Raw genomic sequence first — 13,173 nt, 5'->3', positions numbered from 1 at the left:
CCGCCTTAGCTCAGTTGGTAGAGCGCTTGACTGTTAATCAGGATGTCGTCAGTTCGAGTCTGACAGGCGGAGTATAATATGGAGTGTTGTCCGAGCGGCTGAAGGAGCATGATTGGAAATCATGTATACGGGTAAATACCTGTATCGAGGGTTCAAATCCCTCACACTCCGTTTTATGGCGGTGTAGCTCAGCTGGCTAGAGCGTCCGGTTCATACCCGGGAGGTCGAGGGTTCGATCCCCCCCGCCGCTATAAGCAAACCACGACCAAGTCGTGGTTTTTGTTTTCGATTTTTATTTCTCTCCTCTTTTGTCTATTCTTTAATCTTTTCTATTTTTTCTGAAAACTTTTTCCCGAAAAAAGCTTGCATTGACCGGGAATTGCTGTATACTAGTAAACGTGCTTATGAAAAGGCCCGTTGGTCAAGTGGTTAAGACACCGCCCTTTCACGGCGGTAACATGGGTTCAAATCCCGTACGGGTCATATGGAGGATTAGCTCAGCTGGGAGAGCATCTGCCTTACAAGCAGAGGGTCACAGGTTCGAGCCCTGTATCCTCCATTGTTCAGAAGGTTACCGGACGGTAACCTTTTTTTTTACAAAAAACTGAACATGGTTAAAATGTTATTTGTTACAAGTCCTGATAGGATTCACCAAATTGGTGAAGATGCCTTGTAACCGTGTAGCTAGTCTATAGGGGGACACACATAGATGGAAAAGCACTTATTTACGTCAGAATCAGTTTCAGAAGGACACCCGGACAAGGTCGCTGACCAGATCTCCGATGCCATTCTGGACGCGGTACTCGCCCAGGATCCGCAAGCCCACGTGGCCTGTGAGACTTCTGTAACCACAGGTTTGGTCTTGCTCTTCGGGGAAATCTCGACTACGGCTAATGTTGACTACCAGCAGGTCGCGCGCAAGACGATCCGCGAGATCGGCTACAATGACCCAGACCTGGGCTTTGACGCCGACAACTGCGCCGTTTTAGTAGCGCTGGACAAGCAGTCGCCTGACATCGCCGGCGGGGTTGATGAAGCCCTGGAAGTCCGGGGAGAAGACGACAGCGATGAACTCGACCAGATCGGGGCTGGTGACCAGGGGCTCATGTTTGGTTTCGCCATCAACGAAACGCCGGAACTGATGCCTTTGCCGGTTTCCCTGGCCCACCGCTTGATGCGCAAAGTGGCCCAGCTGAGAAAAGAGGGGACCTTCCCCTGGCTGCGGCCAGATGCCAAGGCCCAGGTCACGGTGGAATACGATGACGCCGGCAAGCCTAAGCGGGTGGACACGGTCGTTATTTCAACCCAAACCAGCCCTGACGTGACTAATGAAGAGATCCGGGTGGCCATGGTCCACGACGTGATCAAGGAAGTCATTCCAGACAAGTTCTTGGATGACGAGACCAAGTACCTGATTAACCCGTCCGGCCGCTTCGTTATCGGGGGGCCGAAGGGGGACGCCGGTCTGACTGGCCGCAAGATCATCGTCGATACTTACGGCGGCTATGCCCGCCACGGCGGCGGTGCCTTCAGCGGCAAGGACGCCACCAAGGTCGACCGAAGCGCCTCATACGCTGCCCGCTACGTGGCTAAGAACATTGTCGCCGCTGGCCTGGCTGACCGCTGTGAAGTCCAGCTGGCTTACGCCATCGGGGTGGCCCACCCGGTTTCCATCATGATTGATACTGCCGGGACCGGCAAGGTGAGCGACCAGCTTTTGACTGAAGCTGTCCGGGCCAATTTTGACTTGCGCCCAGCCGGGATCATCAAGATGCTGGACCTGCGCCGGCCAATCTACAAGCAGACGGCTGCATATGGCCACTTTGGCCGCACTGACGTCGACCTGCCTTGGGAAAAGACCGACAAGGCGGAAGCCCTCCAGGCTTTTGTTAATGGCCGCAAGTAATATTTTTTACAATTGAATGCACGTAAGACATTAACGTAACATAAATTTCGTTGGAGAAAAGAATGAAGAAAACAAACGTGAAAATGGTCACGCTCGCTGTCTTTATCACCACTTTTATGTCCGCGATCGAAGGCACGATTGTGTCGACCGCGATGCCAACCATTATCGCCGATTTGGACGGGCTGGCAATCATGAGCTGGGTGGTGTCTGTCTTTCTGCTGATGACGGCAGTCTCAACGCCGATTTATGGGAAACTGGCTGATAGCGTAGGACGCAAGCCAGTTTTTTTATTTGGCATTGGACTCTTCGTGATCGGGTCAGCCCTCTGCGGCTTCTCGCACTCGATGGTGGAATTGATCACCTTCCGGGTCTTGCAGGGGCTTGGTTCAGGGGCTATCCAGACAGCCGGGGTGACGGTTTTAGCGGACATGTATGATATTGACAAGCGGGCTAAAATGCTGGGCCTGACTTCGGGCTTCTGGGGCCTGGCTTCGGTTATCGCCCCGCTTTTGGGCGGTTTTATCGTCCAAAAGCTGTCCTGGCACTGGGTCTTTATGATCAATGTGCCGATCGGCTTGCTCGCCTTTTTGCTGGTTGCCTTTTACCTGCATGAAGATTTTGCTAAAAATAAATTACGGATCGACCTCAAGGGCAGCTTTAGCCTGGTTATCTTCCTTTTATCCCTAATGCTGCTTTTGCAGGGGCTGGAAAAAGGATTTAACTGGACTCTGCTGCTTTTAGCAGCAATTATGCTGGTCAGCCTCTGGGCCTTTACCAAGGTGGAAAAAACAGCCGCTGACCCGATTATTCCTTTCAGCATCTTAAAAGACAAGGAATTTTTGGCGGTCAACATCTTGCAGCTCTTGGTTTCCGGGGTCGTGATCGGCTTTGAATTCTACATCCCGACCTGGCTGCAGGGGATCAACGGGGTCAGTGCTTCAATCGCCGGCTTCGCCATTACGCCAAGCTCCCTTTTGTGGGTCTGCGGGTCCTTTTTAGCCGGTGACCTTATGGGCCGGTGGGGGACGCAGAAGTACTTTGACGCGTCACTTTTGCTCTTAATTGGGGCAGACCTGGCCTTCATCCTGATTCCGACCTACACGCCATTTTGGGTCTTCTGCCTGATCGCCGTCTTCAACGGGATCGGCTTCGGCAGTATTGCCACGGCCAGCCAGGTCAGGGCCCAGATGGTGGTTGACAAGAGCCAGGTAGGGGTGGCAACTTCCTTTAACACTCTGATGAAGTACTTGGGTCAAACTGTCATGATGGTCTTCTACGGGATGACCTTCAACGTGGTCGTGGCCAGTGGGCTCAAAAAGCAGCCTTCCTTGACCAGCGAGATGATGAACAAGATTGTCTCCCCAGTCCAGGCTAAAAGCCTGGATCCGGCCGTTTTGGCCCCTCTGCGGGAGATCCTGCATTCATCCATGCGGGGGATCTACATCGTTTCTCTGATTGCCTTGCTTTTGTCCTTGGCCTTCAACCATATCTACCGGCAAAAGAAGGATTAGTTAAAATATGAACGCAAACAAAAATCTGCTCACGGCATGTGAGCAGATTTTTTATTAAGAATTTAGTTTATTCTTTTTGTCCAAGGCCTTGAAAAAGAGCCAGCTAGCCAATGAACTGAAGGCCAGGCCCTCGCACCAGCCCCCTAAGACGTCGCTTGGCCAGTGGACGTGCAGGTACATTCTGGTAAAGCCAATCGACAGGGTGAAGAAGACGCAGAAGACGATCAACCAGGTCTTGACTGGCTTCTTTTTCACCAAGACGACGATCAAGGCGATCAAGACCAGGGCCAGGGTCATGGAACCGACCGAGTGGCCGGACGGGAAGGAGAAGCCATCGGCTTGAACCGCCTTGTCCATCCGGGGCCTCTGGCGCTGGATGATATTTTTGATAATTGAGTTGCAGGCGTTTGCCGCGATCATGGTTAAACTGGCAAAAACTGCGTGGATATAGTTTCGCTGGTAGACCAGGAAAAGAACCAGGACCACGGTAAAGACTGTGATCGTCAAGGTATTGCCCAGCTGGGTCCAGTAAAAGGCCAGTTGCCTTTCGACCGGATTGTTGTTTCTGATTGCATTGTAGACTACCGTATCAAAAGTCTTGATAAAGGGATTCTTGCTGGCAATCAGGTAAACCCAAAAAGCAAAAAAGAGGCTGAAGGCACCGCAAAAAATTAAAAGCGGCTGATAATTAACTTTATTTCCTTTCATATTCAATTGTTTTTAATTTTTCTCCCTTGAAAAATTTTAGCCATGTGGTAAAGTATAATCGTTATCGAGAAAATAATAAAGGGCAGGGACTAGTAGAAATTTTTCTTTCTTCAGAGAAGAGCCGGTGGCTGCGAGGCTTGAAAGAGGAATTTTGAACTCACCCGGACAATGCCAAAGTGTTGTTTCGCTTTAAGAAACATTTGAGTGTCACACGAAAGCGTGGAACTTAGGTGGTACCGCGAAACAATTCGTCCTATGTTTGAACATAGGGCATTTTTTGTTTTTAAGAAAGGATTTATCAGATGTACAACCATAAAGTTGTCGAAAAGAAGTGGCAAAAGTACTGGCTGGAAAACAAGACTTTTAAGACCGGGACTGACCCGGAAAAGCCAAAGTACTACGTTCTTGACATGTTCCCTTACCCATCTGGCAAGGGCCTGCACGTTGGTCACCCGGAAGGCTACACCGCTACTGACATCATGGCCAGAATGAAGCGGGCCCAAGGCTACAATGTTTTGCACCCAATGGGCTGGGATGCCTTCGGTCTGCCGGCAGAACAATACGCTCTGCAAACTGGTAACGACCCGGCAACTTTCACCGACAAAAACATTGCCCACTTCAAGAAGCAGCTGCAAGCTTTGGGCTTCTCCTATGACTGGGACCGGGAAATCAAGACTACTGACCCGAACTACTACAAGTGGACCCAGTGGATTTTTGAACAAATGTACAAGATGGGCCTGGCCTATGAAGCTGAAGTACCGGTTAACTGGTCACCAGACCTGGGCACGGTTGTCGCTAACGAAGAAGTTATCGACGGCAAGACTGAACGGGGCGGCTACCCGGTTTACCGGCGCAAGATGCGGCAATGGATGCTGAAGATCACTGCTTATGCTGACCGTTTGCTGGACGACCTGGACGACTTGGACTGGCCAGAACCGATCAAGGAAATGCAAAGAAACTGGATCGGACGCTCAGTCGGGGCCCAGGTAACCTTCAAGATCAAGGACTCAGACAAGAGCTTTGCCGTCTTCACTACCCGGCCGGACACCCTCTTTGGCTGCTCATACACGGTTTTGGCCCCGGAAAACGAACTGGTTAAGGAAATCACCAGTCCAGAGCAAAAGGAAGCCGTTGACGCCTACATCAAGTCCATTGAATCCAAGTCTGACCTGGAAAGAACTGACTTGAACAAGGACAAGACCGGGGTCTTCACTGGTGCTTACGCTATCAACCCGGTTAACGGGGAAGAAGTGCCAGTCTGGATTTCTGACTACGTTTTGGCAACTTACGGGACCGGGGCAGTTATGGCCGTTCCAGCCCATGACGAAAGAGACTACGCTTTTGCCACTAAGTTCAACCTGCCAATCAAGGAAGTCGTTGAAGGCGGCGACATCAGCAAGGAAGCCTTTGTCGGTGACGGGGTCCACGTCAACTCAGACTTTTTGAACGGCCTGCACAATGAAGAAGCCAAGGCCAAGATGGTTGACTGGCTGACTGAAAAGGGCGTCGGCGAAAAGAAGGTCAACTACAAGATGCGGGACTGGAACTTCTCCCGTCAGCGCTACTGGGGTGAACCAATCCCGGTCATCCACTGGGAAGACGGGGAAACCACTTTGGTGCCAGAAGACGAACTGCCGCTGCGCCTGCCTAAGGAAAGCAACATCAAGCCGTCCGGCACTCCGGAAAGCCCGCTGGCCAACTTGACTGACTGGGTCAACGTTGTTGACGAAAACGGCCGGAAGGGCAAGCGGGAAACCAACACCATGCCGCAATGGGCTGGTTCAAGCTGGTACTTCCTACGCTACATTGACCCGCACAACGACAAGGCCCTGGCTGACCCGGAACTCTTGAAGAAGTGGATGCCAGTTGACCTTTACATCGGCGGGGCAGAACACGCGACCCTGCACCTGCTTTACGCTAGATTCTGGCACAAGGTTCTTTACGACTTGGGCGTCGTTCCAACCAAGGAACCGTTCCAAAAGCTCTACAACCAGGGCTTGATCTTGAAGAACCATGAAAAGATGTCCAAGTCCCGGGGCAACGTGGTTAACCCAGACGACGTCATTGACGAATACGGTGCCGACAGCCTGCGGACTTACGAAATGTTCATGGGGCCTTTGAACGCGTCTATTGACTGGGATGACAACGGTCCTTCCGGTGTTAAGAAGTTCCTTGACCGGGTATGGCGGACTTTTGTCAATGACTTAGACCTGGATCCGATCCCATCTGAAAAGATCACTGACAAAAACGACGGCAAGCTGGACAAGATCTACAATGAAACGGTCAAGACTGTTACGGAACACTTTGAAGAACTGCGCTTCAACACGGCTATTTCCCAAATGATGGTCTTCATGAACGCCTGCCAAAAGGTCGACAAGATTCCGCGGGAATACGCTGAAGGCTTCGTGAAGCTGATGGCTCCGGTTGCTCCGCACATGATGGAAGAAATCTGGCATGTCTTCGGCCACGACGAAAGCGTGCAGTTTGCTGCCTGGCCAACTTACGACGCAAGCAAGCTGGTTGAAAGCACGGTTGAAATGGCGGTTACGGTCAACGGCAAGAAGCGGGGCAACTTCCAAATCGCCAAGGACGCAAGCAGAGAAGAAGCCCAAGCTGCCGCAACCGCTCTGCCGCACGTAAAGGAATTTTTGGAAGGCAAGGAGATCAAGAAGGTCATTGTCGTGCCAAACAAGATCGTGAACATTGTTGCCAAATAAATCTAAAATTTTCCTAAAAAATCAATTTATGGTATATTTCAAACCGGATCAGGAATATGATAGTAGGTTGAAGTATAAAGATTAGGGAAGTTTTATGGCAAAGAACAAATCACAGACCAACTCCCAGGCCCAGTTGTTAAAGGGCTCGGCCTGGATGACTATCGGCTCGATCCTGTCGCGGATTCTCGGGGCGATCTATATTATCCCTTGGTATGCCTGGATGGGAAAGTATGGCAACTTGGCCAACTCTCTGACGGCGAAGAGCTACAACATCTATAGCCTGTTCATTATCATCTCCACCGCGGGCATTCCAGGGGCGATCGCCAAGCAGATCGCCAAGTACAATGCCCTGAATGAGTACGGGGTCGGCCGCAAGCTCTTCAGGCACGGCCTGGCCTTAATGGGGGTCTTCGGGATTATCTCAGCGGCCTGCATGTACTTTTTGGCATTGCCGCTGACTGGCTTTAACCCCCAGGAAGTACCGGTGATCCGGAGCCTGGCTTTGGCCGTTTTGATCATTCCGATCTTGAGCATCCTGCGGGGCTATTTCCAGGGCTTCAACGACATGATGCCCAGTGCCATGTCCCAGTTCGTGGAACAGCTGGCCCGGGTGATCTGGATGCTTTTGACGGCTTATGTGATCATGCGGGTCCAGCACGGCAACTATGTCGACGCGGTAACCCAGTCCAACCTGGCCGCCGCGATCGGGGCCGTGTTCGGTATTGGCCTGCTGGTAATTTTTTACCTTAGGCAGAAGCGGACGGTTGATCCTTTGATTGCCCAGTCCAACAACCAGGTGCAGGTTTCAACCAACAGCCTGCTCTTTGAAATCATCCAGCAGTCGATCCCCTTCATCATCATTGACTCCGGGATCAACATCTTTCAGCTGGTGGACCAGTATACCTTCCACCCGATGATCGCCAGCTTCATGCACGTGCCTTATGACGCGATCGAAATTTGGTATGCCTTGTTCGGTTTGAACGCCAACAAGCTGATCATGATCGTGGTCTCCCTGTCAACGGCCATGGCAGTTACGGCTATTCCGCTCTTGTCAGGGGCCCACGCCAGAAGGGACTACCGGGATATTTCCCGGCAGATCGGCAATACCTTGGAACTTTCCTTGTTCGTCTTATTGCCGGCTTCGCTGGGGATGGCCGCGATCTCAGACCCCTTGTACACCATTTTCTACGGCTATGACCGGCTGGGGGCCCATGTCTTGTACCTGTCCTCCTTTACGGCCATCAGCTTGGGGATGTTTACGGTCCTCATGGCCATCTTGCAGGGTCTGGACGAGAACATGTATGCCATCCGCTACTTGATCTTTGGTTTGGTCATCAAAGCGATCGTCCAGTATCCGATGATCCGCCTTTTCAAGGTCTATGGTCCGCTTTTGGCGACCAACCTTGGCCTTTTGGCGGTCATCGCCATGTCCCTCAAGCACCTTAGCATGAAATACCGCTGGCAGGCTGACCGGATCATGCGGCGCTTTATCGGGATTGCCAGCTTCTCCATAGTGATGTTCGCGGCGGTCTTTGCTGCCGTTAAGCTGGGCGGCCTCTTCCTCAGCCCTTACCGGCGCTTGTCAGCCATGCTACTCAGCGGCTTGGCGGTAGCTGTCGGCGTGCTTGTTTACGGGGTCTTGAGTCTTAAGACCGGCCTGGCTGAAAACATTTTGGGCAGCCGGGTGACCCGGATCATGCAAAAGTTCAGATAATAGAATAGAGCCAGTTAAGGATCCTCCATTTGGAGGATCTTTTTTTGCGCCTCTTTTGGGGTCACATCAGTCCGGTAAGGGACGAAGCAGTTTTTTGATAAAAGTATTTTTTAGCTTGTGAATAAAAGCAATTCAATAGTTGCCGGACTTTTAACAAAAAAGACTTTTTAAAATACTGTTATTTTAACAAAGGAAACGGTTACAGCAAATCCCTCCAAAAAAGCTTGTAAGAAAATGTTGACATTTTATCACAAAAGGACAATAATCAATAGTGAAAAGGCTTACAAGCCGAGTGATATGAGGTAAAAACAATGGAAATTAACGACAAGAAGGAATTGACTGAAGAAGAACGCAAAAATGCATACGTTCTTTGGTTTAACCAACTGCGCCGCGCTGACGTGGCCTTGGTTGGGGGCAAATCAGCATCATTGGGTGAATTGACTTCAGGTACTGACGTGCCAGTGCCTTATGGTTTCGCAACGACCGCACACGGCTACCGGCACTTCATGGAAGTCAATGGCTTGAACGAGAAGGTAAATGCCTTGCTGGCAACTTTGAAGGACCCGGAAGACTCAGAAGAACTGCACCGGGTCTGCAGCCAGATCAGAAAGATCATGCGCGAGGCACCAATGCCGGAAGACTTAGCCGAAGACATCGGCAACTCATATGACGAACTGGCCAAGATGACCGGACAAAACGAACCATACGTTGCCGTACGTTCAAGTGCTACGGCTGAAGACCTGCCAGACGCTTCATTCGCCGGGGAACAAGACACTTACCTTAACGTTAGAGGCCGCAAGGACGTTATCCGCAAGGTCCAAGACTGCTACGCTTCCCTGTTTACTGACCGGGCAACCTACTACCGGATCAAGCAGAAGTTCCCGCAAGAGAAGGTGGCTCTGTCAGCCGCTGTCCAAATGATGGCCTTCTCCAAGTCAGCCGGGGTTATGTTCACGGTCAACGTTGCCAACGGTGATGATACCAAGGTTATGATCGAAGGTTCATGGGGCTTGGGTGAATACATCGTCCAAGGGACGGTTACCCCGGACAACTTCGAAGTTGACAAGGAAAGCATGCAGATCGTAAGCAAGACCATCAACAACAAGAACATTGAATTGATCCGTCTGCCAGGCGGCGGGGTTGAACAAAGAGACGTCCCAGAAGACATGGCCAAGAGTCCATGTTTGACTGATGAAGAAGTTATTGAACTTGCCGGCTACGCTAAACAAATTGAAAAGCACTATGGCTGCTACATGGACATGGAATGGTCCAGAGACCAAGACGACAAGCTCTGGCTCGTTCAAGCCCGGCCAGAAACTGTTTGGTCACAAAGAAAGAAGGAGGGCGGCGCCAAGGAAGCAACTGACGCTAAGGCTCCAAGCTCCAACAAGGTTTTGGTCAAGGGTCTGCCAGCCAGCCCTGGTGTAGCTTCAGGTATCGTGCACGTAATTGACGACCCGAAGGACATCGGTGACTTCAAGGAAGGCGAAATCCTGGTTACCTTGATGACTTCACCAGACTGGGTCCCAGCCATGAAGAAGGCGGCCGCTATTGTTACCAACAACGGTGGGATGACCTGCCACGCCGCTATCGTTTCCCGGGAAATGCAGATCCCATGTATCGTTGGTACTGCCAGCCGGGGGACCTTTGCAACCAGATTGCTGAAGACCGGCCAGGAAGTAACGGTTGACGCAAAGAACGGGGTTGTCTACCAAGGGGTGGCTGACGAAGTCGTTAAGCCAAAGAAGGCTGAGACTGCCCCAATGGCTGCAGCTGAATACTTCCCGCCAACGGCAACCAGAGTCATGATGAACCTGGGTGACCCGGACCTGGCTGAAAAGTACTCAACTTTGCCAGCTGATGGTATCGGTTTGATGCGGGAAGAATTCCTCTGGACCACTTACATCCATCAGCACCCGCTTTATTTGATCGAAACCGGCCACCCAGAACGGGTTGTCAACGAACTGGCTAACGGGATCAGCAAGGTCTGCCGGGCCATGAACCCAAGACCTGTTGTCGTGAGATTCTCTGACTTCAAGTCCAGCGAATACCGGAACTTGAAGGGCGGGGACAAGTACGAACCGCATGAACCAGCTGACCTGCTTGGCTGGCGCGGGGCAAGCCGCTACTACGACCCGAAGTACATCGAAGCCTTCAAGCTGGAACTGGAAGCAGTCAAGAAGGTTAGAAACGAATTCGGCTTGAAGAACCTGAATGTCATGATCCCATTCTGCAGAACTGTTGAAGAAGCAGAAAAGGTAACCAAGATCATGGCTGATGAAGGGCTTGAGCGCAGCCGCGACTTCAAGGTCTTCATGATGGCGGAAATTCCATCCAACATCATTTTGGCTGACAAGTTCAACAAGTACGTTGACGGCTACTCAATCGGGTCAAACGACTTGACCATGCTGATCATGGGGACTGACCGGAACAACGATGCCGTTTCCGCCCTCTACGACGAACGCAACCTGGCTGTTAAGCGGGCAATCCGCCACTTGATCAAGACCGCCCACAAGGATGGCAAGACCGTATCTATCTGCGGGCAGGCACCTTCAGAATACCCAGACTTCACTGAATTCCTGGTTAAGAGCGGGATTGACTACGTTTCCGTAAACCCGGACATGGTTAAGGAAACCAAGCTCAACGTAGCGCACTTTGAACAAAGAATTCTGCTGGACAAGGCTACTGGTCTGGGGATGCAGGATACTGAAGACTACGAATGGTAATTAGATTGATTTGACCATAAGTCGCTCCGAAAGGAGCGGCTTTTTTGTTGAATAATTGCAAAAATCAAGCATTTTATGCCAATTTGACGTAAAATTAAAAATGAATTATCATCATTTTTTTAGTAAAAAGCAGCACTTTAAGTTAAGAGGAAAGCAGATAAATGGCACAACAATACTACTCAATGGATCAAATCGCAAAATTGGCACAGATTTCCCAGCAGCAGGTCTACTACCTGATCAACATGAAGTTCAAGTTCAAACCGACCTTGACTGATCCCAGCGGCAATAAATTTTATGATGAGCGAGCGGTGGGGCAGATTTTCCAAGAACTGGGCAAGGTCCTACCCAAGTCGGCAGCTTCGCCGGCAACCGACAATGGCCTGCTGGACATCAATGCCCTGGCGGAAACTACTGGCCTGGGCAAGAAGAAGCTGCGGATTTTTTTGCGGGAACACAAGGACTTGAAGCCAGACTTTGTTGATAAAAAGAACCACAACAAGAAATACTGGGGTCCGAGCGCCATCCAGTACATCAATGACCATTTCGGAGCAGAAGAAGCAAAGGCAGAAGAAAAGACCACGCAAGCAGAAGAAAAGACTACCGAAGTTGAAGGCAAAGCAGAAGCTGCAGAAGTTGTAGAAGCAGCAAAGACGGAAGAAAAGCAAGAACAAGCAAGCCAAGTAGAGGATGAAAACAAAGAAGAGACTACTGCAGAGGAAGAAGTCAAAGAAGAAGTAGTAGAAGAAGAAAAGTCTGCTGCAGAAGAAGTCAAAGAAGAAGATAAGCCAGCTGGCCCGCGCTTTATCAAGAAGGCGCCGCGCCCGGCAACGGAAAAGTTGGCTGAACACCCGCAAGTTGAATTGCCTTTTGCCTTTGATGACAGCGAGGAAGCCGAAAACAAGGCTGAGGAGGCTGACAAGCCAGGCCGCGGGTCAGAAGTCAAGGAAGAAGCAAAGCCAGCGGAAAAAGCCGAAAAGAGCCATGAGCCGGCCAATGACCAGCAATTTGTTGTTAGAAAGCGCACTAACGACGACAAGCGGGGCCGGGGCAATTACGGCAAGCGCAGAAACAACCAGAGAAACGGCTACCAAAACCAGAACCGGACCCGGACCAACAATTACTCTAAGCGGCGGGAACTTTTTGCCGGCAAGATGAAGCTGGTTACGGAAAAGGGGACTTTCTACACTGACCAGTTTGCCAGCCTGGAAGAACTGGCTGAATACGTCTTTTCATCCAAGGACGGCTTCATGAAGGTCGAGAAGTACAACCGGGGTGAATTTTCACCAGCCTACATCTCAACCAAGATCATCATCGAATTTGAAGAAGTTTAAAAAAGGCGGATCTGACGATCCGCTTTTTGCATGCTTTCATTAATAAAACTTTGCCTAATATTCATAGAAGTATTTTTTGCTTGCGAAAAGCAGAAGATTGTCCTGGCAATATCCAGGCTGGATAAAATTAATCTTTTCACAATGTTGACAGCGCTTACAGGGAGTCTATAATTATTACTGTAAGTAACTTTTAAAGGAATTAATTGTAAGGAGATTCACTTATGGCAAAAATTAAGGGCGCAAACGCCGTTTTAGATGTTATGTACAAGTGGGGCATTGATCACCTCTACGGCTTCCCTGGTGGGTCATTCGACTCAACCATGAACGCGATCTATGAAATGCAAGACAAGATTAAGTTCATCGAAGTTCGTCACGAAGAAGCCGGTGCCTTGGCTGCCTCAGCAGAATATAAGCTGACCGGCAAGCTTGGTGTCTGCATGGGTTCAGCTGGCCCTGGTGCCATCCACTTGATGAACGGCTTGTATGACGCTAAGTACGACAAGACCCCAATGGTTGCCCTGGTAGCCAATGTTCCAACTCCTCGTCAAGACATCAACTTC

General features: G+C 50.6%; 8 protein-coding genes, 5 tRNA genes and 1 riboswitch. Of the genes, 12 read left to right on the top strand and 1 reads right to left on the bottom strand.

Going from position 1 to position 13,173, the window contains the following annotated elements; translation table 11 throughout:
- From DS743_RS03525 to DS743_RS03495, 7 genes are all read left to right on the top strand, one after another.
- Window positions 1–72, top strand: a tRNA-Asn gene (locus DS743_RS03525).
- A gap of 8 nt (window positions 73–80) precedes the next feature.
- Window positions 81–171: transfer RNA gene (locus DS743_RS03520), tRNA-Ser, on the top strand.
- Window positions 172–177: 6 nt separating this feature from the next.
- A tRNA-Met gene (locus tag DS743_RS03515) sits at window positions 178–251 on the top strand.
- A gap of 160 nt (window positions 252–411) precedes the next feature.
- A tRNA-Glu gene (locus DS743_RS03510) sits at window positions 412–483 on the top strand.
- A gap of 3 nt (window positions 484–486) precedes the next feature.
- A tRNA-Val gene (locus tag DS743_RS03505) sits at window positions 487–559 on the top strand.
- A 65-nt stretch (window positions 560–624) separates the two neighbouring features.
- A riboswitch (SMK box riboswitch) is annotated at window positions 625–712 on the top strand.
- Window positions 710–1,906 carry a methionine adenosyltransferase gene (gene metK / locus DS743_RS03500; RefSeq protein WP_013439954.1) on the top strand — a complete coding sequence of 399 codons (1,197 nt, stop codon included), beginning with the start codon at window positions 710–712 and terminating at the stop codon, window positions 1,904–1,906. Its footprint overlaps the riboswitch before it by 3 nt.
- A 62-nt stretch (window positions 1,907–1,968) precedes the next feature.
- Window positions 1,969–3,417, top strand: coding sequence for an MDR family MFS transporter (locus tag DS743_RS03495; protein WP_035162207.1), 1,449 nt, complete (start codon window positions 1,969–1,971; stop codon window positions 3,415–3,417).
- Between the two features lie 54 nt (window positions 3,418–3,471).
- Here the strand turns inward: DS743_RS03495 and DS743_RS03490 are convergent, their stop codons facing one another.
- The gene (locus DS743_RS03490) at window positions 3,472–4,131 is read right to left on the bottom strand and encodes a phosphatase PAP2 family protein (protein WP_035184788.1); all 660 of its coding nucleotides are present in this window, start codon (window positions 4,129–4,131) and stop codon (window positions 3,472–3,474) included.
- 296 nt (window positions 4,132–4,427) lie between these two features.
- Between DS743_RS03490 and leuS the strand changes: the two genes are divergently transcribed.
- The 5 genes from leuS to DS743_RS03465 all read left to right on the top strand — a co-directional run.
- Window positions 4,428–6,842 (top strand): leucine--tRNA ligase, encoded by a 2,415-nt coding sequence (gene leuS / locus DS743_RS03485; protein ID WP_003615690.1) that lies wholly within the window; start codon window positions 4,428–4,430, stop codon window positions 6,840–6,842.
- Between the two features lie 94 nt (window positions 6,843–6,936).
- Window positions 6,937–8,556, top strand: a complete 1,620-nt coding sequence (locus DS743_RS03480) for a putative polysaccharide biosynthesis protein (RefSeq protein ID WP_035184786.1) — start codon at window positions 6,937–6,939, stop codon at window positions 8,554–8,556.
- A 311-nt stretch (window positions 8,557–8,867) separates the two neighbouring features.
- A complete protein-coding gene (gene ppsA, locus DS743_RS03475) occupies window positions 8,868–11,282 on the top strand; it encodes a phosphoenolpyruvate synthase (protein ID WP_035184784.1) in 2,415 nt (804 codons plus the stop codon).
- 161 nt (window positions 11,283–11,443) lie between these two features.
- Window positions 11,444–12,613: a membrane protein gene (locus DS743_RS03470; RefSeq protein ID WP_035162219.1), complete on the top strand. Its 1,170-nt coding sequence runs from the start codon at window positions 11,444–11,446 to the stop codon at window positions 12,611–12,613.
- Between the two features lie 221 nt (window positions 12,614–12,834).
- The coding region (locus tag DS743_RS03465; protein WP_258945814.1) for a thiamine pyrophosphate-binding protein at window positions 12,835–13,173 on the top strand (339 nt) is incomplete at its 3' end.

It is taken from the genome of Lactobacillus leichmannii (assembly GCF_024701915.1).
In the GTDB taxonomy this organism is placed as follows: domain Bacteria; phylum Bacillota; class Bacilli; order Lactobacillales; family Lactobacillaceae; genus Lactobacillus; species Lactobacillus delbrueckii.
This window is presented reverse-complemented; position numbering and strand designations above follow the sequence as displayed.

What these genes read in the sequence shown, in the direction of transcription:
- metK (WP_013439954.1), top strand. Translation starts at nt 710, where the DNA reads ATGGAAAAGCACTTATTTACGTCAGAATCAGTTTCAGAAGGACACCCG.
- DS743_RS03495 (WP_035162207.1), top strand. Translation starts at nt 1,969, where the DNA reads ATGAAGAAAACAAACGTGAAAATGGTCACGCTCGCTGTCTTTATCACC.
- leuS (WP_003615690.1), top strand. Translation starts at nt 4,428, where the DNA reads ATGTACAACCATAAAGTTGTCGAAAAGAAGTGGCAAAAGTACTGGCTG.
- DS743_RS03480 (WP_035184786.1), top strand. Translation starts at nt 6,937, where the DNA reads ATGGCAAAGAACAAATCACAGACCAACTCCCAGGCCCAGTTGTTAAAG.
- ppsA (WP_035184784.1), top strand. Translation starts at nt 8,868, where the DNA reads ATGGAAATTAACGACAAGAAGGAATTGACTGAAGAAGAACGCAAAAAT.
- DS743_RS03470 (WP_035162219.1), top strand. Translation starts at nt 11,444, where the DNA reads ATGGCACAACAATACTACTCAATGGATCAAATCGCAAAATTGGCACAG.